Genomic DNA, 22,659 nt, shown 5'->3' on the forward strand with positions numbered 1-22,659 from the left:
TCTCACTATTATTTGGCGGCGGAATCCAACGTAAATCCGGGCGGGCCACGCCGGTAATGACTTCCAGCTTCGAAAACGCCTAGGACGGTTCAAGGTACTTCTGCCAGGGAAACGCGTACGGCTTCAGGATGCTCGTCCAGCAGGGCTGGTGTCTGGAGCTTGACTAAGGTGGGGCCTTTTCAATTGACCTTGTAAGAGGCCTGAAAGAACGTACCCCAGCGCTCCATGCTGAACCTTGAAAACTGAGTCGCAGTGGTTCCCCGATAACAGCCTGTGCACGTCGTTTCGCTGTCCTTTTCGCTCCACATTGCCCAATAGCGCCCGCCGACGCCGATGCTGAGATTATCGGTAATGAAGTAGGACAACACGCCTTCAACCTGTACACCCCCGCCTCCGTTGCCGCGTTGATCAACGAAGGTCGTCCCCGGGCGCAAGAGATGGTGGTCGCGACCAGCGAAATCGGTCCAAGGCAGGTAAGCGACATCCGTGCTTAAACGCCAACGCTCGGTAAGCATGGTTTCGGCGCTCAGGCCGACGCGAGGTGCATTCCACTGCGTATCCTGGCTGCCAATGATTTGATCAGCCGACGCCGGGCATAGTGTCATGGGGTTGGCAATCTGCATGCATCCCATCGTGTCGGAGTTCTGGGCGTAATAGGCCCAGCCGATAAATCCGCCTAGCTTGTAGTTGGCGCCGCGCAAAAAATCGTAACCCGCGTCGACCGTATAATAGGTGAACCTTCCGTTTGCCTGGCCCGATATGGTGTTGCTATAAGAGACCCCGCTCGGGAGGCTCCAATCTTCATCGTTCATCTTTCCTTTATCGAAGCGCCCGATGCCGACGTTGCTCTTCAGGAACACTCCCCACGGGCTGTCAAGACGGCCAAATAATTCCCCGGAAAGTCCGTCGAGGCCATGGTAGGTGAGCCTTGATACAAGAATGTTAGGATCTCCAGTAGCGATCCCATGGGGAACAGCGCTGGCGTCCCATTGGAATCGTCCCCGGCTGAGCCAGAGCCGCGATCCGCCTTCGAACGACCAACCGGCCGTGTAAGCAATCGGCGGCGCGCCGGCAGGTGCTTTCGCATACAGCGGCGCATCGGCCCATTGCGCCGCCCATGGGTCGGCGCCAAAATGGTAGTTCAACCCGATCTTTCCGATGTGATAGCTGCTGGACAGGCTCGTTGTGTTCGCCGGAAGAATTGCGAACGGCGGAAGCTGCACCGTCGTAGGCGTTGCGACGCTTGGCCCACCGAAATGCAGATAGTCATACTCTACGTTGACCGACCATGCAGGCGTAAGCGCTTGTTCGACGCCCAGCCCGATGACGCCACCGACCTGACCATAGTCGAAATGAGTTTTCTTCTGTAGCCCGAGGTCATTGAATTCGTAGTTATTGAGGACGTTGCCCTGATTGTATTGCCAAGCCACGCCTCCCTTGAGATAGGCCAGCGTATGGCCGAGAGCATCCAACACGTAACCGACGCGACCGGTCCCGGTGGTAAAGAGGTTTGGACCAGCCGTGCAGTTTGCGCTCACAACAAAGCCGGAGGCGGCCAGACAAGTATTTGTGCCATCGGAGACAGCGCCGCTGGCATCTAGTTCGACGCCAAAGACCCAGCCGTTCTTCTGCCAATTGTAGCCGATCTGGCCTCCTGCGAGGAACACTGGGGTATCGACGCCGCCGCCATAGATTGACGGACCGTAGGGATTACCGAAGGAGGTTCGGCCGTACCCACCGCCGACGTGCCCGCCAATATAGCCTCCGGACCAGCTCCACACCGCTGGTGGCAGTTTCACTTCTGGCTCAAGGTCCGCCGCATTGGCTGCACCGGTTGCGATGAGCGCAATTGTTGTGGCTCCCGAAAGAAAAACTCCAGATCGCACCAATACTTCCTTCCCTGCATTTTCTCGGTCGACAACCGAGCGCCCTTAAGTTATCGCCGCAGCAAAACGTCGGGGCGGACCAGACGCTAACGGCGATGCGCCGAGCCCGTCCCGAAGACCATCGCACTGCGTGGTGATGATGATGACTGAGTAAAGCAAACCTCGTGCCGAAGAGAGTTCGACGCTCTGCAGGCACTCCGTGAGGTGTGTAGCGTCAAGTTGCTGACATTTGTCTCAAGACTGACAGCCTGCGCTGCTATCGTCCGACAGGGCGTCGCGCTTCGAACAGTTGTCCCATCGCCCGTCAATACGCCGGTGTAGGGCATGCAACTCCGCATCGTTCAGCGCGGTGATCGAGGAAGCGCCGCTTTGGTGTCGTCGGTCCCCGGGGCGATCGCCGCTGCAACCGCGGCCGGCAAGAGAGCTAAAGAACGGCGGCATCAGTTGCGTGATGCTCTCCGCCGACACCATCCAACCGCGCGCCGACTGGTGCTGATCGCCAGCGACGATCTCATTGCCGCCCCCTCAATCGCAATGGCCTCAAGACCGGCAACGGCAATCGCGTACCCCGAGCGCGTCACATCAATGCGCTCGAACTACCATATCCCGGTGTTTAAGCCTGCTGATGGCGGAGTAGTGTGGTCGCCGCCGGCCGTGTCCCCGTTGGTCTGCTTCACCGGGATCGAGATTGGACCCGTGGCGCCAGCAACGCGCCTGTCGCGATCCGCCCAGTTCCTCGACCTGGTCGAACACCATCTTGATCCTGGACACGCCGATCCGGGTCTTTCTCATAACGGTGGCCGGGCTTCATGAAGCCGACGGGCGCTGCCATAACCAACTCGCCCCGGAGCGCCTTCTCACAGCGTGCCGAGAGCGAGCGCTGGCGCAACAGATCCGGTTCGTACTCGTTGAGGCTGCCCCTTACCCCGAGCAGCAGGCGGTCGTTGCCATGCCTCGGCGCTTAGATGGTCTCCTGATCGACCAGAACCGGTATCGGCCACGCGGCACATCTCGATGAGTTGCTGCCAATCCCGACTGTTGCGAGCGAAGCGCGAGACCTCGCGGGCGCAAACCGCACCAACCCTACCAAGGCAAACCTCCGCTACCATTCGCTCGAAGCCGGCGTGTGTAAGCCGCCGGCGGCTGAACGACCGAGATCATCATCGATCACTTCGATCTCTGAATAACCTGGGTGATGACGGACTGAGATAGGCGGCGTATCAGGCGGATGTCGAGCCTGCCAGAAGCTCTCAAGGAGCGCCGAAAGGTCGAGAGGCCATGGTGCGGTGTGTGGAAACGGCACTGAGCAATGCACGCCGCCGCGCCAGTTCAACACCACGCCGAAGATGGTGGCCAAATGGGTCGAACGTCCGCACAATCTGCGCAACGTTCTGGCCGCGCTTGCATCGATGTCAGCGCGCCGCAGCTTGGCCCTCAGCAGATGCCGGCTCCAGAACACCAGCACATATATCCAGCAGCGTAGCCTTTGAAGAAGCCTCCCTCCTGATGCCCGTGTACAGGTGGGTGGCGTCGAGCTCGAGGATGATCTGCGGCGGGATCACTTGGACGACTCCAGGAACGGCTTCAGGGGCGTCACCACTGCACGCTCTGTCGTTGTCAGGGCATTCCTTCCACCACCAAATTCTTGTTGCAAAAGAACGCCTCGCCGATTCGCGCCCCGATGCTCCTCAACAATGTGAAAAATGCACGCTGCGCTTAGGAGAGGCCCTGGCGGCACCCGCTGAGCTGTGCGTCATAAACGGAACGCTGCCATTGTAGTTCAGCGCTCGCTTGCGGGCAGCTGACCGATCAGCGCTTTAGCCTCGGACTTCAGAACTAGAATCGCAGCCTTCCGAGCATCTGCATCAAACCGACTCCGAATGGCGGAGACCGAGAGAGCGCCGCGCAATTGGCCATGAACGTCGATCACAGGCACAGCTGCGGCCGCGACCTCACGATCCCGCTCGCCGATCGAGACGTAGAAGCCACGATCTCTGACCTTCTTTCCATCAGTTGATGCAGAATCGCGGTAGGCGGTAAGAACACGGCCGGCAGCGCCGCGGTCAATCGGCAGTCGGTGACCCTCTTCGAGGTGATGCCGGACCGAACGCGGAGAATTGACGCGATAAAGGCAGATGCGCTCGTCGCCCTCCGCGATGTAGAAGGATGCGGTCTCTCCGGTAGCCTCGACCAGACGATGGAGCGAGGGTCTGATCAGGTCACCAAGGTCGAGCCCGCGCTGATAGAGCGCCCCAAGGCGCCATAGCTCCGGTCCGGGTCGAAATAGCCGGTTCGTACCCCGCACCAGGAAGCCATCCGCCTCCAGAGATGCGGCAAGGCGAAGGACTGTGCTCTTGTAGAGGTCAGTCGCATTCGCAATCTCCGTCAGCGTCATCGCGGCGCGCTCCGGGTCGAATGCCTTAAGGATTGCCAGTGCCCGCCCGACCGCATCAACGCCTGTTCTTACCATCGCTACCTCTGGTTCTGCTCTGCAGAACCAATAGTCAAAATGACGCCAGGAGTCCACCCAAGCTAGCGCGAGCACAATCCTGCACGCCAGAATACGATTGACTCCTCGTGAGAACGCGAGCTACTCGGTTCCAGGTTTCAGAACAAGTTCTATGGAGCGAAACAATGGGGCGGCCGGGACTTGCCGTGGACTTGCACGACGTCATGATTCGCTTCGGCGACTTCACGGCAGTCAAAAGCATGAACCTCCAGGTGGCCGAGACGGAATTCGTTGCAGTGGTGGGGCCGACCGGCTGCGGAAAATCGACCATTCTCAACACTGTCACCGGACTGCTGAAGCCCGCCGCCGGCGACGTTCGCATTTTCGGCAAGTCTCTTACGGGCCTGAACGGTCAGTCCGGCTACATGCTTCAACAGGAAGGGCTGCTGCCCTGGAAGACCGCCCAGGACAATGTCGGCCTCGGGCTCGTCTTTCAGGGCAGGTCGGTCGCGAAAGCGCGCGAGCAGGCACGGCCCTGGCTCGCCAAGGTCGGATTGAAGGGATTCGAGGAGCGCTATCTGCATCAATTGTCCGGCGGCCAACGCAAGCGCATTGCGATGGCACAAACCCTCATCATGGAGCCCAAAATCGTTCTCATGGATGAGCCGTTCTCCGCGCTGGACGTTCACACACGCCGACTCATGCACCGCATCCTGCTCGACCTCTGGCAGGCGGACCGGCGCTCGCTCATCTTCATCACCCATGATCTCGATGAGGCGATCACGCTGGCGGACCGCGTCGTTGTGATGTCTGCCGGTCCCGCCAGCCGCATGGTTGCCGACGTCAGGATCACGCTCCCTCGTCCGCGCGATGTTTCTGCGCTGCAGACCACCGACGAATTCGTCGCGCTCTATCGTGAAATTTGGTCGCTGCTCGGCGCCGAAGTGGAGAAAAGCTATGTCACGCAGGGGTAGGGTCGCTCTCACGCAGTTCGCCATCCTGCTTGGCATGATCCTGATCTGGGAATTGGGCGTCTGGGCCGGACTGATCGATCCCTTCTTCTTTCCGGCACCGTCGACACTTGTCGTAAGGATCGGGGAGTGGATGTCGACGGCGGACTTTTGGGGCGATATTGGCATAACATTGCTGGAGACGGTCCTGTCGTTCCTGGCTGGCATCGGGATCGGCACAGCGCTTGGGATCTGGCTGGGCTTAAGCCCATTTGCTGCCGAAGTCGTTCAGCCCTTTATCAAGATGTTCAACGCCATCCCGCGGATCTTGCTTGGACCCATTTTCGTCATCTGGTTCGGATTGGGCCTCACCTCCAAGGTTGCGCTCGGCGTCACGCTGGTTCTATTCGTCGCATTCTTCAATACGTTCCAGGGCGTCCGCGAGGTCAATCCGGTCGTGCTGGCGAATGCCCGCCTGCTGCGTGCATCGAAGTCGTCCCTGCTACGGCACGTCTACCTGCCGTCCGCCACGACCTGGATTTTGTCGAGCCTGCGGGTGTCCGTCGGCATGGCTGTGATGGGAGCCGTGGTCGCGGAATATCTCGGCTCGTCCGCAGGATTGGGGCACTTAATTGCGCAGGCCGAAGGCGTCCTCGATGCGACCGGAGTGTTCGCAGGAATTATCGTTCTCTCCGCCTTCGTCGTTGTCCTCGATGCCATTGTCGACTGCGCGGAAAAGCGGCTCCTGGTCTGGCGGCCGGCGCCTGCGCACGAAAGCTGATGGTACGCTCTCCCCTCAATTATGGAGGTTCGCATGCACGTTTCCATAAGATTGATGCCGGTGGTGGCGCTGGCCGCATTCTCGGTCATTTTGGCGCATGCCACCGAGCCCGAGAAAACAAAATTGAAGATCGCGGTGGGGTCACAAATCCTCAACTATATGCCTGTCGAACTTGGAGTGAAGCTTGGCTCCTTTAAGGAAGAAGGCCTTGACGTTACCGTCGAGAACTTCCAGGCCGGTGGCTCAAAGGCTCTGCAGGCCCTGATCGGCGGCTCTGTCGACGGGACTATCGGCTTTTACGATCATACCATTCAGATGCAGGTGCTGGGTAAGCAAATTTCCTGCGTGTTCCTGCTGAATGACATTCCCGGCGTCCTGCTCGGTGTCCGCAGCGACCTCGCCGACAAGGTCAGATCCGGCGCCGACCTGAAGGGGCTCAGGCTCGGGATCACGGCGCCGGGGTCATCGACGGAGAGTATGGCGCGCTACTACATCAAGAAGTCAGGATTGGGTTCACGCGATGTCAACATCATTGCCGTCGGCAGCGGCGCACCGGGCATGGTGGCGCTTGAGGCCATGAACGTCGATGCCCTGGTCTATTTCGATCCCATCGCGACGCTTCTCGCGCGCAAAAAGAACGCGACAGCGCTGTTCGATGCGCGCACGATCGAAGGCTCAAAGCAGGCCTTCGGCGGGTCCTATCCGACCGCGTGTCTCTACCTTCAGCAGACTTTCATCGACAAAAATCCCGAAACGGTCCAGCGCCTGGTCAACGCCTTGCTCAAAACTCACCGCTGGATCAACGCAACGCCGACGGAGCAGCTCGTCGATACGATTCCTCCTGGTTACAAGACTGACAATCGCGAGGTGAATATCGAAATCATGAACGCATCGAAAGCGCTCTTCTCGCCAACCGGACAGATGGACATCGAGGCGGCCAAGGTCCCGCTGGCTGTCCTAAGCGACTTTGATCCAAAAATCGCTGCCGCAAAGATCGACTTGAACAAAACCTTCACCAATCGTTTCGCGGAACGCGCCGCACAACAACTGAAATAGCTGCCAGCCGGCCAAGCCCTCACCATCGGATCACCTAAAGGAAGGCGTCTTCAGATGTCTCTGCCGCTCACCGGCATCCGCGTCCTGGACCTGTCGAACGTGTTGGCCGGTCCGTTCTGCGGTTATCATCTCGCGCGTCTTGGCGCGGAGGTCATCAAAGTCGAAAATCCGAACGGCGGCGACCTCGCGCGGCGCCTCGGCGCCGATCCGCAAAGGGCAGAGCGCTTGCAGGGCCTCTCTTTTGTCGCGGTGAACGCCGGCAAGCAATCCGTGGCGCTGGACTTGAAGTCGGAATCGGGCCGCGAGGTATTCTTGCGACTCGTCAAGGAAGCCGATGTGGTGCTCGAAAGCTTCCGGCCGAAGGTGATGGAACGGCTTAGCCTAGGCTTTAATGTGCTCAGCAGGCACAACCCGCGTCTCGTCTACTGCGCGATCTCCGGCTTTGGGCAGAGCGGGCCATGGTCCGCCCGTCCGGCCTATGACCAGATCGTTCAGGGTCTGTCTGGTGCCATGAGCGTCACTGGCGATACGGCCTCGGCTCCCCTGCGTACCGGCTTTCCGATCTCGGACACGATTGCGGGACTGACTGCTGCCTTTGCCATCGCCGCGGCTCTGGTCGAACAGCGGCATAGCGGCCGCGGTCGGTTCATTGACGTGTCCCTGCTCGAAGCCACCGTTGCAGCGATGGGATGGGTCGTCTCCAACCACCTGAACGCTGGTGTCGAGCCGCAGCCCATCGGCAACGAGAACTTCACCGCGGCTCCCTCCGGCACGTTCCGCACCGCAACAGGCCCGCTGAACATTTCCGCCAACGAGCAGAAGCAGTACCAAGCCCTATGCGACCTGATTGGCCGACCGGACCTGAAGACGGATCCACGCTTTGCTGAGCGCGAGATACGCAAGGTCCATCGCGCAGCGCTGAACACGGAGTTGAACCAGGCGTTGAGTTGCAAGCCCGCTGAAGAATGGGAGGCCCAAATGAATCTGGCTGGAGTCCCCGCAGGCTGCGTGCTGACGGTGTCCCAAATCTTGCAGCAGCCACAGCTCCTCGAGCGCGGATTCGTCGAGACTTTGGCCCCAGAACAAGATGGTGCGCAGCCGTTACGAATCATGCGGCCGGGCTTCCGGCTGGATGAGGAGTTCTCGGTGCCTTCACCACCTGCGACGCTCGGAGCAGACACCGAGCGATGGCTGCAGCGGCTCGGCTATTCGTATGCGGAGGTCGAGCAGCTGGTCTCAACCCGGGCCGTCGGGACGCCAAAGCAACGGGCGGCTGATTTCCTGCCCGTCCGCGTAGCCGCGGACGGACCAATATCATGATATTCGACGGCTTGCGGCGATCGGCAATGGCAGGGTTGAAGGGGCGGAACCGCAAATGAGCGAAGAAGAATTGCGGCAGCAAGCGGCCCGTTGGTGGCGAACCTCCATCTGCGACATCGCGCCCGGTCGCATCGCCTATCGGGGTTATCCAATCGAAGATTTGATCGGCCGGATTTCCTTTCCCGCCATGATCTGGCTGATGTTGCGCGGCGATCTGCCGACGCCAGCGCAGGAGCGGCTGCTGCAAGCTGCACTGGTCGCGTCCGTTGACCACGGTCCGCACGCGCCCTCCATCGCAATTGCGCAGATGGCGGTGAGCTGTGGGCTGCCCCTGAATGGTGCGATGGCCTCCGCCATCAATACACTCGATGAGGTGCACGGCGGAGCAGGGGAGCAGGCGGTCGAACTCTACGAAGATGTGCTGCGGAGGCGCGATGGCCTAGAGATCGGCGAGGCCGCGGCCGCCGCAATTGACCATTTCACTGCAAGGCGCGGCAAATATCTGCCCGGCTTCGGCCACCGGTTTCATTCGGTCGACCCCCGCGCCGCACCGCTATTGGCGCTGGTGGATGACGCAAGTGCTGAGGGCAGTGTCAGCGGCGACTATGCCAAGGCCGCCCGCGCGATCGAGCGGGTGATGCAGCAGCGCAAGGGCAAACTCATCCCAATGAACATTGATGGCGCGACCGCGGTCATTTACGGCGAGCTCGGATTCGCGCCGCCGCTGGCGCGCGGCGTCTTCTGCCTGTCGCGCGCGGTCGGAATCCTGGCCCACGCCTGGGAACAGACCAGGCGCAAGGATCGTAACAAGGGACCGATGCCCAAGCAGTTTGGCTACAAATATGAGGGACAGCCGCGCCGCACGCTGGGAGGCCCGTCATGATGTATCTCGACAAGCCGCCTCAGCTGGCTGAGACCCGCGTGTTCTCGTCGATGCCGCGGAATTTCGTCGCCGTGGTGTTTCCTCGAAATGGGCCGGATGCCAACCGCGGAGGCCATCGGTGTATTGTTTCATCGAGGGGCCGTCGTTCGACAGTCCGGGGATCTCTACGTCGTCGATATCCCCTTCGGCCGCATTTTCCGGATTTCGCGCGACGGGATCTGGTCTCTGATAATCGAATATGACGGCTGGCCGATTGGTCTGAAGATCGCACCTGATGGCCGGGTGCTGGTGGCCGACTACATGAACGGCCTCATGGAGCTCGATCCGCAGCGGGATACTATCAGCCCGCTACTGGGGCACCGCAATTGCGAGTCCTTCAGAGGCTGCAACGACCTGGATATCGCGACCAACGGCGACATCTATTTCACCGATCAGGGGCGAACTGGAGTGCACGATCCGACCGGCTGGGTGTCCGACTGTGTCCTGCCGGCCGGCTCGATTGCCTGATTTCGAACTGGCCAAGCCCGAGCGGGCTGGTGCTCAGCGCCGACGAGGCCGTGTTGTTCGTTGCAATGACGCGCGACAACAGCAGCTGGCGCGTGCCGCTGATGCGTGACGGCGGGGCTGCGAAGGTGGGACGGTTCAGCTTGTCCTTCGGGACCAGCGGTCCTGACGGGCTGACGATGGATCAAAACGGGCGGCTCTTTGTCGCGCTCGCCTCCCTCGGCCACGTCTTCGTCATGGCGCCGAACGGCGAAACGATCGCCCGCATCAAGTCCTGCGCTGGGGCGACCTGCACGAACCTCGTATTGGAGGCGGCAAACGGCACATTGCTCATTACGGAATCCTCTACCGAATCAGTGTTGATGGCTGATTTCGTCACCTTCCTTGAACGTTCGCCAGCAGGAGCGACAGCGTGGTACCGAATCCCTTTACGCGACGGTCCACCGAATCAAGTTGCAGGCAGAAGCCCCATAGATGATTGGCTTGCCAGTTGCCGAGGCATTGGACTTGGCGACGAATGGATCGCATTTGTGTGCGGTGATCCCAAACTGGCGGCATTGTGTGGGAAGCACGAAAGAACGACTCGGCTATCGTTTGTAAGGCTGGGTCGGGCTTCGCCCGCAACGGGCCGCCGCCGACCTGGCTCCGCGCCTTCTAGCCGTGCAGGTTTCCGCTCGCGGTCCACGAGCCTTGAGAAGACCATCGTATCGCTCCGCACCATGAAGAACGATTTGATGGTTGATACCCGCCAAAAAAGTCGAAGAGGTAACCCGCTCGCAGTGGGAGTAAGCACCGCATCAGCGCCGAGGTTCTCGATTGTCCTCGGCCGCGACGCACGCGTTGGAGCGTTCGTTTTGAGAAGCAACAAGCAGCAGGATTTTCTGCCTTGAAAGTCTTTAGTGAAAGGACCAGGAGCGCTTTTAAGTGTGGAGCAGAGGTCGCAGTACTGTCATAGCCTCTTGCGCGCGCGCAATCCTCCAACCCGATATCCCCTCTCCTCGTAGAAACGGCGTACCCGTTCTAAGGCCGGATAGCCATCAGGGGGCAACGCAACCTCAATCATCTGCCAGCCTCGGCGCTTCGCCTCCGAACGTACCGCCTCGAGCAGATGCCCACCGCGGTCAGAGCTTCGGAAGTCCCGAGAAATCCATAGCTCCTGAAGCACGCCGTACGCTCCAGCTGCTCTCACGGCCAGTACGGCGGAGATGGCAGCGATCCCTACAATCTGCCCGGTGGCTTGTTCCTCGATGACAAAAATGAAGCCCTCTTCGGGATCCTGAATCAGGCGCAAAGCAGTCTGCTTTGCGCCTTCAAGGCTGAACTCTGGTCCGGGATCACCTAATTCAGAAAGTAGCTTTCCGACGGCTTCTACGATCGCGTTCTCATCTCCTGGCACGCCTTTGCGCAAAGCCGTGCCCCCGTGGGGCAAGCCTTGCGCTTCAGCGCCAACACGAACACCCGTCACGTTAGTCCCTCCAGTCCCTCTTGAGGATATCCGTGTTCAGAAGGATACAGAGAACGCAACTGAGAGAAACTATCAAGCTCGATAGGGAATAGGACGTCCGCACTCGCTATAACCAACAGAGGTGAGGTAAGTGCAAGCTGTTGCCGTTCTCAGAATCGACCGCGGCTTGACCCGCTGCGAACTCAGTTGGATCTCCTTCGACTAGATAGGGAATCCACGAGACGGCACATTCGCGCGTGGGCAGGCCGGCCATGCCGATCAAACATTTCGTAGGAGAGATTGCTGATCATCACTCACGAGAGTCGATTCAGTACATCTTGCAGCATGATCATCGCCGTGGCATAGGGCGCATCAGCTCGGCGCGTCCGAAGGTGAGATTCCCCACACTCGTGTGCGTCACTCGTACAAAGTTGCGCGAGCCGGGACAGGTATCATACGCGTGCGCCCGACAAAATCGTCTGAACAACATCGCGAAAAGATTTTGCACGCTAATGCACTATCTTAAGCTTACCTCGAAGAATCGAAAGATAATGGCAAGCACTGCTTGTTTGGACCTTCGCTCCTCGTTTAAGGGACCTTCACGGAAGGGGAGTGGTTGCGATGGAGCATGGGCAGGCCGAACTGGTCGGAGGGAAACCTGTAATCTTCGGCCAGCGTAAGGTGCGGCCGCGAGCGTGCGTGGCCGTGGGCAAGCGGCATCTGCGCGCCTTTCTACGCGATGTGCTAGAGGATATGGGGTTTGTGATCAGCGAATGCGGGACTGCTGACGAGCTGCCGCGCGTACTCTGCACGGACTTCCCTGATCTGATCCTGCTCGGCATTGGCTCGGATCGCATCGAGCCTGGACGATTGCTCGAGATACTCGTACGCGAAGAATTTGCAGGCAGAGTGCTGGCGTTCGGCGCCCGCGAGTCGATCGTCATGACGGCAGTGCAGCAGGTCGGGGGCGAATATGGACTTGATATGCTGCCGCCGCTGAGGACGCCGTTTGCAGCCGAGACGCTGCGCGATCGGGTCGCCATGCTCTTGCCCAGAGAGCCGGCGCCCCGTCCCGCAGTCCATGTCGGAGAAGCCTTACACGCTGGCTGGCTTGAGCTCTGGTATGAGCCGAACTTTGACCCGTGTACCCTCAGCCGCCGCGGCGCCGAGGCGCTTGTGCGAATGCGGCATCCGACCTGGGGCGTTGTTCCACCAGCGTATTTCATCCCGGAGGCTCACGATCCTCATTTTAGGGACTTGTCGCAGTTCGTGATCGACCGCGCGATCAAGGATTGGAAGTATCTTCTGGAGCAGCAAACTTCGACCGATCTCTCCATCAATCTCCCGGCAGCATTCCTGATTGACCCGCAGGCGGTACGCGATCTCTGTCAGCGCATGCCGTCGCACCCCGCTTTCGGCGGCTTGACGATCGAAATCGAGAGCGAGGAAGCGATCCAGAACCTAGATCTCCTGATCGAGGTCGCGCGTGAGGTTCGCTTTCACAACATTGGCCTTGCAATCGACAATATCGGCGCCAATTGGCCGCAGCTGATGGGGCTCGAAAAATTCCCGTTCATGAAATTAAAAGTGGACCGGCAGTACGTCGCCGGTTGCGGAAATGGGCCCCTGAAGCGAACGGTGTGCCGCCATATCGTCGATCTAGCCAAAGAGTACAGTGTGCGCACCGTCGCCGCAGGCGTGGAGAGCCATGCCGACCTGATCGCTGTGACCGAACTCGGCTTCGACCTTGCGCAGGGCCATCTGTTCGGAAAGGCCATGCCGCTGAAGCAATTTGCACAGTCATCTTTCAGCCCTGTTCCACTTCGTCCAAAATAGTTGTATGAGGAGTGACTGAGCACAGCCAGGCAAAGCGTACCAGCGCTGGCCCGCGCGGCCATGCCTACTCGGCACCAGGCATGCGGCTGACTGCAATTAAATCGGTCACTTTGCAAACCCAGTATCGCTTCTCCCGGCCGAACTTCATTCCCCTCCGAAGCGATGCCGAAGGTTATTGTAGCACAAAGCCGTTTTGGCAAGCCTCCAGCGAGTCAATCCGCGGAGTTAACGTTGCAGGCGTGAGCGCGGCTTGGACAAAATCTCCGGTCAGGGCGTGTGACCGGAGGTTTGCCGACATCCGGCGTAGACGTGCGTCGGCTCGCGGCTTTTACTCGCGCCGCCGGTTTCGGGAATCGTCGAGCGTCGCTTGGCCCCGCGCTGCCATGCCAGACAAACCGACGGAAGCTCGCAGCAGTCGAGTCGCGACTGGCTATCGGAGTAGGGGCCCGAGGGCTCGCACGGCTTGATATTGAAGCGGCCTATGCTGTCGCAGATGCAACGTGGTCTCAGACCCCGCACAGCACCATTGGGCAAATTGCCCATCATTGAGCGCGCCTGTCCTTGGCACGGCCTTTGAAAGGGATCGCCAATGGCATCGCTCGCCTAAGGAGTCGGAAGGCATGGCTTACAAGATCGTCGCTTCGCAATGCACCGTTTGTGGGGCATGTGAGTTCGAGTGTCCCAACGCGGCGATCAGCCTCAAGCGCGACATTTACGTTGTCGATGCAAAAAAGTGTACGGAGTGCGAGGGCCATTCCGACACGCCGCAATGCGCTGTGGTCTGTCCGGTGCCTGACACCTGTGTCCCGTCTAAGACAACATAAGCAGCCCCGCGTCCAGAAGGCTTCACCGCTCGATTGGATGTCGAGCTTGTGGAGGCCGCCGTCCGCATGCGGCGCATCGAGGTCGATCAACATCGTTATGAGCTTAAGGCGCTGATCGACTCCGAGAAACCCTCGAAGGGCGCTTCAGAGGAGACCGTCAAATTTGTCTCGAATAATGACAAGGCCGCCTCGATGCTCCAGGTCGTCGCGTCGCGGCTTATCGTCGTTGGCTGACGAGCCGAGCCGAGGCGAGGTGGACGGGCGTCGAATATCCCAAGATCAGCTTGCAGGATATCTAAAGCTACGTCATTTCGAAGCCGAAGAGACGATCTTCACGCGCGACGAGATCGGTCCGGAGATCCTGAAGACGTACGAGAAGCTGGGCATCCGCTTGCCCACGGTCACCATGCACGAGTGCATGGAGCTACGGTCGTAACAGGATCCCCGCCGCCCGCGCTCTCGCCGCTTACTCCAGTTTCGCAAGTTAGCGTGCATCCTGACGTCCGGAACTGTTCCTGCGATGCCGCGCAGGCCAACGTCCAGGCTGCACTACTCGCCAGCGGCGACGGAAACAACGAAGCGCGGCCAAAGTCGCTCAGCACGTAAGTGCTTGGCACACCGAAGGAGATCATCTTGACCAACGCCACGGAGCGATCGAGCTCACGGCTCGTCGCGGGGTCCGCCGAACACAGGCAGTCCGGCCTGATCATCCGTTTGATCCTGGAGCAATCCGGCCTTGACAATTCCTAAGGAGCCTCATGGCGCTGTGATCAAGCGGATGCCGGCCGAGGATGATCGCAAACGTCCTCGCGGGCGAGTTCGAGAAGCTGCTGACGGAAAAGACCGGATTTGTCGCGATCACGCAGATGTCGAAGCGCCCACTGCGTTCGTTCTGCTCGCGTTGATCCGAGTACGCCAAGCGGGTGTTGACGGACGCATTCACAAGCGGAGGCTCCACAGATCTAGGCGTTTTTACCAGGCCGGGAGTAAGACCGTTGTGCCCTAGCTGGTACAGCTCGCAATCGCTTGGGCAATATCGCGGCGACACTTAGTAGGTTGACGGATCGATCCTCGTGCGCCTAATGCCAGTCGTCGTGGTCTTCGGATTCGTTTGATCCGGAGCTAAGAGGGAAGCCGGTGCAATGCCGGCGCTGCCCCCGCAACTGTAAGCGGCGAGCCGCTGTCCAACGAAGTCACTGAAGCCATGCGGCTTCGGGAAGGCCGGACAGCAGCGACGACCCGCGAGCCAGGAGACCTGCCTCGACAATATATCGTCCACGGGCGGGGTGTCCCGGTGTGCGCCAAGCAGCTGTCGCTCACGCGATATTCGCTGCATGCGTCCGCCATGGCCTCTGCCCCAATCATGGGGTCTGAGCTATGTCTTTTCTTTCGCTTCCCGTTGCCACACTGGGGACGTCACGCATCGGCCCACGACGCGAACTCAAAGTCGCGCTCGAGAGCTACTGGGCGGGAAACTCCAGCGAAGCCGAGCTCCTCGAGGCGGGGAGTGGACTTCGTGCCGCTAATTGGGCACGGCAGAAATCCCGCGGTGCGACCGTCATTCCTTCGAATGACTTCTCGTTTTACGACCATGTGCTCGATACCAGCCTAATGGTCGGCGCCATTCCCGACGTCTATGGCTGGACCGAAGGTCCTGTGTCGCTCAAGACCTACTTCACCATGGCGCGTGGCGCTCAGGACAGTGGTCACGCTCAGCACGGGCCTGGCGTAGCCGCACAGGAAATGACGAAGTGGTTCGATACCAACTACCACTACATGGTGCCGGAATTTCACCGGGATCAGATCTTTAAGTATTCCTCTCGAAAGCCGATCGAGGAATATGAGGAGGCAAAAAGCCTCGGCTACCAAACGCGCCCCGTCCTAGTTGGCCCAGTCACTTTCCTGAAGCTTGGCAAAAGCGCAAATCCCGCATTCAATCCGCTGTCGCTGCTCGATCGGCTCCTCCCAGTCTATGTCGATGTTCTCCGCGAACTATCCTCGCGCGGTGCTGAATGGGTTCAGCTGGACGAGCCGTGCCTGGTGATGGACGTCGACGAAGCATCGCGGGCAGCTGTCCGCCGGGCCTACGCTCATTTCGCAAAGGTTGTGCCGGCCCTTAAAATAATGCTGGCCACATATTTCGGGGCTATCGGCGACAATCTTGAAACAACCTTGGCCTTGCCCGTTGCCGGGCTTCATGTCGATCTGGTTCGGGCACCTGACCAGTTGGACTCAATTGTCGCCACAACCCGTAGAGATCTCGTGGTCTCACTAGGCGTCGTTGATGGTCGGAACGTGTGGCGCTCCAATCTTCCGGCGCTGCTCGACCAACTTGCTCCTATGGTCCAAAAATTGGGCAGGCACCGTGTTCAGATTGCTCCTTCCTGCTCGCTGCTTCATGTTCCGATCGACATTGAGCTAGAGACCGATCTCGATCCCAATCTGAAGACATGGCTGGCGTTCTCAGTTCAGAAGATCAAGGAACTTTCGATATTGGGCAAAGCGCTGGCCGGCCATGCTGCCGAGGTGGCCGATGAACTTGCGCTTTCGGAGGAGGCAGCCGTCACCCGCGAAACATCGCCCGAGATCCACAATGCGAATGTCGCCGGACGAATCGCCGCGATCGATGATAGCATGCTTCGCCGTCGCAGTGCGTTCACCCAGCGTGCCGACGTCCAGCGCGTCGCGTTCGCATTGCCGATGTTTCCAACGACAACCATCGGATCCTTCCCGCAAACGGCCGATGTCCGGAATGCGCGCGCGGATCATGCGCGGGGGACGTTGAATGACACGCAGTACGAGCAGCTTCTGAAAGCGGAGACAGCCCGTACCGTGCAGTGGCAGGAAGATATCGGCCTGGACGTGCTCGTACACGGTGAGTTCGAGCGCAATGACATGGTTCAATACTTTGCCGAGCAGCTGTTGGGCTTCGCTTTCACCAAGCATGGCTGGGTTCAGTCTTATGGCTCGCGGTACGTTCGTCCGCCTATCCTGTTCGGAGATGTCTCCCGGCCGAAGCCCATGACAGTTGAATGGTGGCGCTATGCGCAGTCTCTGACCAAAAAACCCGTCAAGGCTATGCTGACCGGACCGGTGACGATCCTGAACTGGTCGTTTGTCCGTGACGACATCTCGCGGCGCGAGACATGCCGACAGATCGCTCTCGCGATCCGAGATGAGGTCATCGACCTTGAGGCGGCTGGAGCGACCATGATCCAGATCGACGAGGCTGCGTTGCGGGAGGGATTGCCGCTACGCAAATCGCAGTGGAAGAACTATCTCGATTGGGCGGTGGACAGCTTCCGCCTTTGCTCCTCCCCCGTCGCCGACGGAACTCAGATCCACACTCACATGTGTTATTCCGAGTTCAACGAAATCATCGATGCGATCGCAGCAATGGATGCCGACGTCATTTCAATCGAGACGTCGCGTTCTAAGATGGAATTGCTCGAGGCCTTCAAGAGCTACAAATATCCCAATGAGATCGGGCCCGGCGTCTATGACATTCATTCACCGCGCATTCCCGCAGCGGCGGAAATCAAGCAGCTGATTGTGTTGGCGCGGCAGCGAGTTTCCGATCGGCAGCTCTGGATCAATCCCGACTGCGGACTGAAAACGCGAAGGTGGGAGGAGGTTCGTCCCGCGCTCGTCAATATGGTGGCCGCCGCACGCGAGTTGCGGGCCGAGCCATGATGGGCCGGAGCGTTTCGCCAACGCGTTTGTGAACAAGATGCACGCGCTTTGGGGGCTTACGATCTCCTTGTGAGCTTTCAAAGTTCCCAGCCCCGCGGAATGCGGGCGGGCGTCGGCGGAGGCGGTCGCATACAGCCGGCGACAAGCTCGATTCTCGACCCGACGGCCGACAGCATGCCGGCGAGGTCCGATCGGGTCCGATTGCGACGTCATTAACGCTCGACGCGAAGCACAGCCCTACTTTTTCATTTATCCACGGCGTGGATGCGTCCCATCACAACAATCTATTTTACCGCCCTTACGGAACGTCATACGAAATTGGCGCCGGGAAGATAATCGAGCGTTGTTGGTGTTTGGGGGTGCCATGCTGCTGCGCGACGGCAAACTGCCGCTTGTGTTTCAGGGCACGGCGGCCAAACCGCTTGCGCGAAGGATCCCAGCTCGATCAAGGTACTGCCGTGCCAGTTGGACAGCGGGCGAGTGGTGGACAAGTCGTGAAGTTTCCGACAGGAGCGGAAGGCAAGCGGCTCCAGATTTCGCGCGGAGTGATATCCGCTTCTCGTTGTTTGACGGCGAATGCCCTCGCCGTAAATCGATCGCCGGTAGTCCTCCCTACCGGCGAAAGCTGGTGCGATGCGTAAAGCAGTGTTGTTCCTGCGTGACCTTCGCCCGGCCTCCCGAGGAGGCTGGGCGTTTTTTTGGTGCGCCATGCATGGCGCGGACCGCCGTGACTGGCGCGATTCGACCGGAGTGGTGTCCGGCCGATGACTTGGAGGTAAGAGTCCTTTCCTGGGCACCATTCCCCTTCTAAACCATTGGTTTAGAAAGAAGTAGGCAAGATCAGAGGCTTAACGGTACCCGCGTGGTGCAAAATGCTGGTACAAATGCCCTTGCCAATGTCTCGTCCCTGGAAGCATTCTGAGAGTGGTGTCTACTGGCTCCGTAAAGGTGTCCCGGAAGACCTGCGTGCGCTCGTTGGCAAGCGCGAAGAGAAGCGCAGTCTCGGCACGCGAGATCCCATCGAGGCCAAGCGGAAGCACACTGAAGCGCTGGCCGAAATCGAGGAGCGATGGGCCAATCTGCGCGCCGGCGCCAAGGATCTAACCGAACGGGAAGCCCACGAACTGGCTGCCTTTGCTTACGAGCGGTGGTTTGAGCAACACAGAGATAATCCTTCGCTGCAGACAGTCTGGAATGTTGAACTCGGAGGTCGGCTATTTGCCCCGGCACCCAAGCCGAAGGCGGGCCAAATCTATGACGGCACATTTTTGTCCGACCTCAATCCAGACGATTTCGAACGCCTAAGCATAGAAATGTGGTGCTTGGACGGCGCCGATGAACGCCTCAAGGCCTGTGGGTTCAAGCCAGATGAAGGGAACCGCCGAACGCCAGCCAAGGCAATTGCAGCAGCCGTGCAACGCGCCAGCCTCATGCTCGAACGGCTGGTAAACGGCGAAGCTATTCCGACTATGTTCTCGCCTGCGGTTACAGCAGTGACGTTATTGCCGCCGACGCTGTTGCCCCTCTGCCATTAGCGGATCTTGTAAAGGGATGGGCGGCCGAGCGACGTCCGGCGGCTAAAACGCTTTACGAGTGGTCCCGTGTCGTTCGTCAGGTTGGAGAGTTCCTCGGTCACAGCGATGCACGACGGCTACACCAAGGAGCAAATGACGGCCCATGGCTTCCGCTCCGCCGGCAGCACGATCCTCAATGAGCGCGGCTTCGATCCGGACGTGATCGAGGCCTTGCTCGGTCACAAAGAAGAGAACGAGGTGCGCCGCGCCTATAACCGCGCGACCTACTGGAAGAAGCGGGTCGAATTGATGCAGGCTTGGGCGGACCTGCTCGACCAATTTCGGTTGCTGAAATATCAATGATGGCGCGCGCTGGTCAGTGACGGCGCAAGGTTGAAAACAGGCTGAGGATTTCTGTGTCCGTAAACTTGTCCGGCTCCCGCGACTTAGGCTCGGGAACGGGTTCCAGAGGTTCATCCGGCGTTTCGCTATTCAACGCACGAATTCGGGCTTTCGCGTGCTGAAGGGCGGGGTCTGCGTCCCCACCAATGCGCGATGCTAATTTCACCAATGCCTTTTGGTGATCTTCGAGCTCCGATTCTGAGTCCAGTCGATCGACAACCGACTCGGCCTCATCGAGGTGTCGCTGAATGGCAGCTTGAAATGCTTCTGTCATCTGCTCAGACAGCTCCGAGCCGAGGTGGAGATCGACCTTGTCCCACATTTGGGCAAGCGCATCACTTGACGGGTCATATCCGACGACTTCGATGATTTTTTTTCTAGAAGATTGGCCTGCTCTTCAGATCGCGGGAATGTGCGGTACTTAACCTTCCTCTCGATCTCGTCCTTGGTCGTGTTGGTGAACCCGCTGAGTGCGGCATTGACGATCTGATCAAGGACCGCCGTGCTTGATAGCCAAAGCTTGATATGCGCTTTCTCGATACCGCGGTTTTCCCTAAGCAAGCGATTTAGTTCGGCGGGGCCGAGGATATCGCTCTCAGATTGGAGCGGGCATCCAATGATTTCGGCTAGCGCAGCTTTGTTGTCCGGCGTTAGGGAATGAGAAGTCGCCAAAATATAACGGGTCGGCTGCAGGGTCTCGATCGAATCTTGTTCGTGCCGCATTGCACGCTTCAAATCGGAAAAACTCGATCCCCGATAGTGTTTGACCTGAAGGATGGTCAGTTCATTGGCTTTGGCGTGCCGACCGTCGATGCCGCCGTCCGGGCCGGGGCTAAACGCCTCAAATCTTAAGTCGGCGTGAGCGCCCGCCAAGTCGAGGCATAGACTTTCGAAATCGGGATGAGAGAGGGAGGAAAAATCGTAACTCACGTTCCGGTCCCGAGCAGAACTTCTTCCAGGCGTCGAACGAGTTGCTCGCGTTTGGCCTTTTCGATCCGGTCAAGATTCTGTTGCCGCCATTTAACAGCCGGCAAATCGGCGACGCCAGCCACGTCAAGAAGCGACCAGTCGGGTTGACCTCGTTCGAATCCAACCAGAAATTGGCGATGCCCGTCGGGCATATCCCCCACAATTGAACTGATAAGGGTCTCACGGGCCGCGATCAGACTTTCCGAGACACGGGCTGATCGGTCATGTCTTCGAAACTGTGAAGGTACTCGTCGGTGATGTCCTTCCGGGTGGGCGCAAGAACCTCGGACATCGGACGGTCGTGGCTCAGGAGATAAACAATGAACGCTTTGCGCAGGTCATCGCTGATGCCCTCGTTGGCGAGTAGATCCCGAACATCGAAGAGGTCGCGAGGATGCTGACGATCAAGGGCGGCCACGATTTTTCCGCCGTAAAGATCGGCAAACGAGACCACCTGAATTTCGGCAAATCCATAGGCCTCTTCGACGGATTCCGAAACGGGCCGTGTTTCAGGTTCCTAGACGCAGCCGCGCAGGACGGGCGTTACCTCGATTTTGATCTGGACATGGTCGGCCCGGACGATCAGCTTCGTAATGGTCCCATCGGCGCGGCTTGGGGTCACGTGAGATCCGGCAATGCCGCTTTTGATGCTTGCAGCAATGCGGTTCATGGCGGCGTCGATATCCGCCAAGGATTCGGGCCGTGGTCGCACCGGCAGGTAGGTCAGATCGATATCGACCGACAGGCGAGGCATGTCTCTGATGAAGAGGTTGATGGCGGTGCCACCCTTGAAGGCGAAGCACTTTTCCGCCGCGACAAAGGGCAAGGTGCGTATGAGAAGCGCCACCTGTTTCCGGTATTGGTCGTTAAACGGCATGGAAGGATTCCGGTACTGTGATCTGGTACGTCTGATCCAGTCGGCCGCCTTTCGCGACCAAGCGTTTGCCTTTGCCTAAATCGACCTTTTGTTTGTCGAGGCGCTTGAGCCAGGTATGCTTGTGACGATCGGCGAAAAAGAAGAACAGTCGTTTCACCTTGACGTTTTTGCAGTCAGTTAGCAATTTTTGGAGGCGGCGCGGGCTCAGGTTTGAGAGCCCTTCCATCAGCTTGTTGATCTGATCGAAGCTCTCATGATTTGGAAGTTCGTCGAGGGCTTCGAGAATGGCTCGCTCGGGTGTCGATAAGGTCAGGGGCCAGTCCCACTGCCCCCAAGGAAGGACATTGAACGCGCCGCCATCCAATGGATCGTTCGTGCTTCCTTGCGCACGGGTCACATCCCATTTTAGGCTGCTGATGCCGATCGTGATCGGGTCGTTATTGAACAGTTTGCGGTTGTTGTGATGATTAAAGCGGACCGTCAGAGGCAGTTTGTTTAGCCAATGGGGAAGGGGCTTCGGTCCATAGAGATGTATCTCTTTGGTTTTCGTCGGGAGATAATGGGCGAAGCCTTGGAGGTCGAGCGCAGTTTTTCCCCCGACGATCACAGGACTTGCGTTCAGGATCGTTTGCAGGGATATGACGGCTTGTTGCCAACTAAGCTCGCCGCGGGGGCGGCGATATACGCCCCGGGTTGGCTGGTCCAGCCAGCCCGCCGCGACGTACTGGCTGCGGAGGCCCGTCGAATAGCCGTGCTTTTCAAGCCATGCGGCATCAACCATCAGTCCTTCAGGAAGATGCTTTTCGATCCAGTTTAGCTTTCCAGATATTCGCTTAGCCATACTGAGCAAAATAGCAGATTCGTAAACTCCGCGCCAGTTTAAGTAAGGGCAAAAACGCATAGTTTGACTATGTAAAACTTAATAATCTTAAACTCGGTCGAAAGAGACTCGGAGGGAGCGTTCGCTCAGCCGGTGTGGCGTACCTCACGTTTGTACCGGCCGCGATCTCCTCTTCCATCGAAGCGGTCGAAGCCCGCCCATTGGAGGTCACCCTCAATTTCGGCGTCATCGGCAAAACAGTGCCTTGTAGACGGCATTTCCAAAAGCTGGCCCAGATACAACCGGTTGAACACCCGTGCAGCATCGTCCGGTCGTTCCTGATGAACAAAGTTGCGGAATCCGGGGCAAAGCGGCCACCGATTCCGACGGAAGGCGGCCACCGATTCCGATCGAAAGCGGCCACCCGATCCGAACGAATGCGGCCACCCTG

At 59.0% G+C, this 22,659-nt stretch carries 21 protein-coding genes, 2 pseudogenes and 1 riboswitch; of the genes and pseudogenes, 14 read left to right on the forward strand and 9 right to left on the reverse strand.

The genetic code is table 11. The features are described 5' to 3' along the window. Positions 1 to 179: 179 nt before the first annotated feature. Positions 180 to 1,886 (reverse strand): outer membrane beta-barrel protein, encoded by a 1,707-nt coding sequence (locus tag IVA75_RS20005; protein ID WP_247283991.1) that lies wholly within the window; start codon positions 1,884 to 1,886, stop codon positions 180 to 182. 324 nt (positions 1,887 to 2,210) lie between these two features. Here IVA75_RS20005 and IVA75_RS20010 point away from each other — a divergent pair, with 324 nt between their 5' ends. Next, the gene (locus tag IVA75_RS20010) at positions 2,211 to 2,699 is read left to right on the forward strand and encodes a hypothetical protein (RefSeq protein ID WP_247283993.1); all 489 of its coding nucleotides are present in this window, start codon (positions 2,211 to 2,213) and stop codon (positions 2,697 to 2,699) included. Positions 2,700 to 2,988: 289 nt separating this feature from the next. On the opposite strand, the gene IVA75_RS20015 is transcribed toward IVA75_RS20010, so the two are convergent. Together IVA75_RS20015 and IVA75_RS20020 are read right to left on the reverse strand one after the other, a co-directional pair. Next, positions 2,989 to 3,351 (reverse strand): hypothetical protein, encoded by a 363-nt coding sequence (locus tag IVA75_RS20015; RefSeq protein ID WP_247283995.1) that lies wholly within the window; start codon positions 3,349 to 3,351, stop codon positions 2,989 to 2,991. 315 nt (positions 3,352 to 3,666) lie between these two features. Next, a complete protein-coding gene (locus tag IVA75_RS20020) occupies positions 3,667 to 4,356 on the reverse strand; it encodes an IclR family transcriptional regulator (RefSeq protein ID WP_256465100.1) in 690 nt (229 codons plus the stop codon). Positions 4,357 to 4,520: 164 nt separating this feature from the next. Between IVA75_RS20020 and IVA75_RS20025 the strand changes: the two genes are divergently transcribed. The 6 genes and pseudogenes from IVA75_RS20025 to IVA75_RS20050 all read left to right on the forward strand — a co-directional run. Beyond that, positions 4,521 to 5,309 (forward strand): ABC transporter ATP-binding protein, encoded by a 789-nt coding sequence (locus IVA75_RS20025; RefSeq protein WP_247283998.1) that lies wholly within the window; start codon positions 4,521 to 4,523, stop codon positions 5,307 to 5,309. Further along, positions 5,293 to 6,066, forward strand: coding sequence for an ABC transporter permease (locus IVA75_RS20030; RefSeq protein ID WP_247283999.1), 774 nt, complete (start codon positions 5,293 to 5,295; stop codon positions 6,064 to 6,066). The genes IVA75_RS20025 and IVA75_RS20030 overlap by 17 nt, the downstream gene beginning before the upstream one ends. A gap of 33 nt (positions 6,067 to 6,099) precedes the next feature. Then, complete coding sequence (locus IVA75_RS20035; protein ID WP_247284001.1) at positions 6,100 to 7,122, forward strand: ABC transporter substrate-binding protein; 1,023 nt, start codon at positions 6,100 to 6,102, stop codon at positions 7,120 to 7,122. Positions 7,123 to 7,176: 54 nt separating this feature from the next. Beyond that, positions 7,177 to 8,442, forward strand: a complete 1,266-nt coding sequence (locus tag IVA75_RS20040) for a CoA transferase (protein ID WP_247284004.1) — start codon at positions 7,177 to 7,179, stop codon at positions 8,440 to 8,442. 55 nt (positions 8,443 to 8,497) lie between these two features. Beyond that, positions 8,498 to 9,325, forward strand: a complete 828-nt coding sequence (locus IVA75_RS20045; protein ID WP_247284006.1) for a citryl-CoA lyase — start codon at positions 8,498 to 8,500, stop codon at positions 9,323 to 9,325. After that, positions 9,322 to 10,200 (forward strand): annotated as a pseudogene (locus tag IVA75_RS20050) (SMP-30/gluconolactonase/LRE family protein); the annotation flags it as partial. The gene IVA75_RS20045 and the pseudogene IVA75_RS20050, both read left to right, overlap by 4 nt. A 578-nt stretch (positions 10,201 to 10,778) precedes the next feature. On the opposite strand, the gene IVA75_RS20055 reads toward IVA75_RS20050, so the two are convergent. Next, positions 10,779 to 11,294: a GNAT family N-acetyltransferase gene (locus IVA75_RS20055; protein WP_039799103.1), complete on the reverse strand. Its 516-nt coding sequence runs from the start codon at positions 11,292 to 11,294 to the stop codon at positions 10,779 to 10,781. Between the two features lie 600 nt (positions 11,295 to 11,894). On the opposite strand from IVA75_RS20055, the gene IVA75_RS20060 reads away from it, so the two are divergent. The 7 genes from IVA75_RS20060 to IVA75_RS20090 all read left to right on the forward strand — a co-directional run bounded on the left by IVA75_RS20060 (position 11,895) and on the right by IVA75_RS20090 (position 19,503). Then, on the forward strand, positions 11,895 to 13,109 hold the full coding sequence (locus IVA75_RS20060; RefSeq protein WP_247284010.1) for an EAL domain-containing response regulator: 1,215 nt from the start codon (positions 11,895 to 11,897) through the stop codon (positions 13,107 to 13,109). A 620-nt stretch (positions 13,110 to 13,729) separates the two neighbouring features. Next, positions 13,730 to 13,933 carry a 4Fe-4S binding protein gene (locus tag IVA75_RS20065; RefSeq protein WP_247284013.1) on the forward strand — a complete coding sequence of 68 codons (204 nt, stop codon included), beginning with the start codon at positions 13,730 to 13,732 and terminating at the stop codon, positions 13,931 to 13,933. A gap of 66 nt (positions 13,934 to 13,999) precedes the next feature. Next, complete coding sequence (locus tag IVA75_RS20070; protein ID WP_247359452.1) at positions 14,000 to 14,167, forward strand: hypothetical protein; 168 nt, start codon at positions 14,000 to 14,002, stop codon at positions 14,165 to 14,167. Beyond that, the gene (locus tag IVA75_RS20075) at positions 14,160 to 14,369 is read left to right on the forward strand and encodes a hypothetical protein (RefSeq protein WP_247284019.1); all 210 of its coding nucleotides are present in this window, start codon (positions 14,160 to 14,162) and stop codon (positions 14,367 to 14,369) included. Before IVA75_RS20070 ends, IVA75_RS20075 begins: the two co-directional genes overlap by 8 nt. Positions 14,370 to 15,011: 642 nt before the next feature. After that, positions 15,012 to 15,211: riboswitch (cobalamin riboswitch) on the forward strand. Positions 15,212 to 15,310: 99 nt separating this feature from the next. Next, positions 15,311 to 17,626 (forward strand): 5-methyltetrahydropteroyltriglutamate--homocysteine S-methyltransferase, encoded by a 2,316-nt coding sequence (gene metE, locus IVA75_RS20080; RefSeq protein ID WP_247284030.1) that lies wholly within the window; start codon positions 15,311 to 15,313, stop codon positions 17,624 to 17,626. Between the two features lie 872 nt (positions 17,627 to 18,498). Next, positions 18,499 to 19,161 carry a DUF6538 domain-containing protein gene (locus IVA75_RS20085; RefSeq protein ID WP_247284033.1) on the forward strand — a complete coding sequence of 221 codons (663 nt, stop codon included), beginning with the start codon at positions 18,499 to 18,501 and terminating at the stop codon, positions 19,159 to 19,161. A gap of 66 nt (positions 19,162 to 19,227) precedes the next feature. Then, positions 19,228 to 19,503 carry a tyrosine-type recombinase/integrase gene (locus tag IVA75_RS20090; protein ID WP_345956730.1) on the forward strand — a complete coding sequence of 92 codons (276 nt, stop codon included), beginning with the start codon at positions 19,228 to 19,230 and terminating at the stop codon, positions 19,501 to 19,503. Positions 19,504 to 19,516: 13 nt separating this feature from the next. Here the strand turns inward: IVA75_RS20090 and IVA75_RS20095 are convergent, their stop codons facing one another. The 5 genes and pseudogenes from IVA75_RS20095 to IVA75_RS20115 form a co-directional block, all read right to left on the reverse strand. Next, on the reverse strand, positions 19,517 to 19,816 hold the full coding sequence (locus tag IVA75_RS20095) for a hypothetical protein (protein ID WP_247284035.1): 300 nt from the start codon (positions 19,814 to 19,816) through the stop codon (positions 19,517 to 19,519). Continuing rightward, positions 19,813 to 20,472 carry a restriction endonuclease gene (locus IVA75_RS20100; protein ID WP_247284053.1) on the reverse strand — a complete coding sequence of 220 codons (660 nt, stop codon included), beginning with the start codon at positions 20,470 to 20,472 and terminating at the stop codon, positions 19,813 to 19,815. The genes IVA75_RS20095 and IVA75_RS20100 overlap by 4 nt, the downstream gene beginning before the upstream one ends. Next, a pseudogene (locus IVA75_RS20105) lies at positions 20,469 to 21,388 on the reverse strand (nucleotidyl transferase AbiEii/AbiGii toxin family protein). The gene IVA75_RS20100 and the pseudogene IVA75_RS20105 overlap by 4 nt, the downstream one beginning before the upstream one ends. After that, positions 21,378 to 22,229: a type IV toxin-antitoxin system AbiEi family antitoxin gene (locus IVA75_RS20110; protein ID WP_247284121.1), complete on the reverse strand. Its 852-nt coding sequence runs from the start codon at positions 22,227 to 22,229 to the stop codon at positions 21,378 to 21,380. The pseudogene IVA75_RS20105 and the gene IVA75_RS20110 overlap by 11 nt, the downstream one beginning before the upstream one ends. 125 nt (positions 22,230 to 22,354) lie before the next feature. Further along, positions 22,355 to 22,659 (reverse strand): hypothetical protein (locus IVA75_RS20115; protein ID WP_247284056.1); only part of this gene is annotated, 305 nt, incomplete at its 5' end.

This window comes from Bradyrhizobium sp. 134, assembly GCF_023074155.1.
In the GTDB taxonomy this organism is placed as follows: Bacteria; Pseudomonadota; Alphaproteobacteria; order Rhizobiales; family Xanthobacteraceae; genus Bradyrhizobium.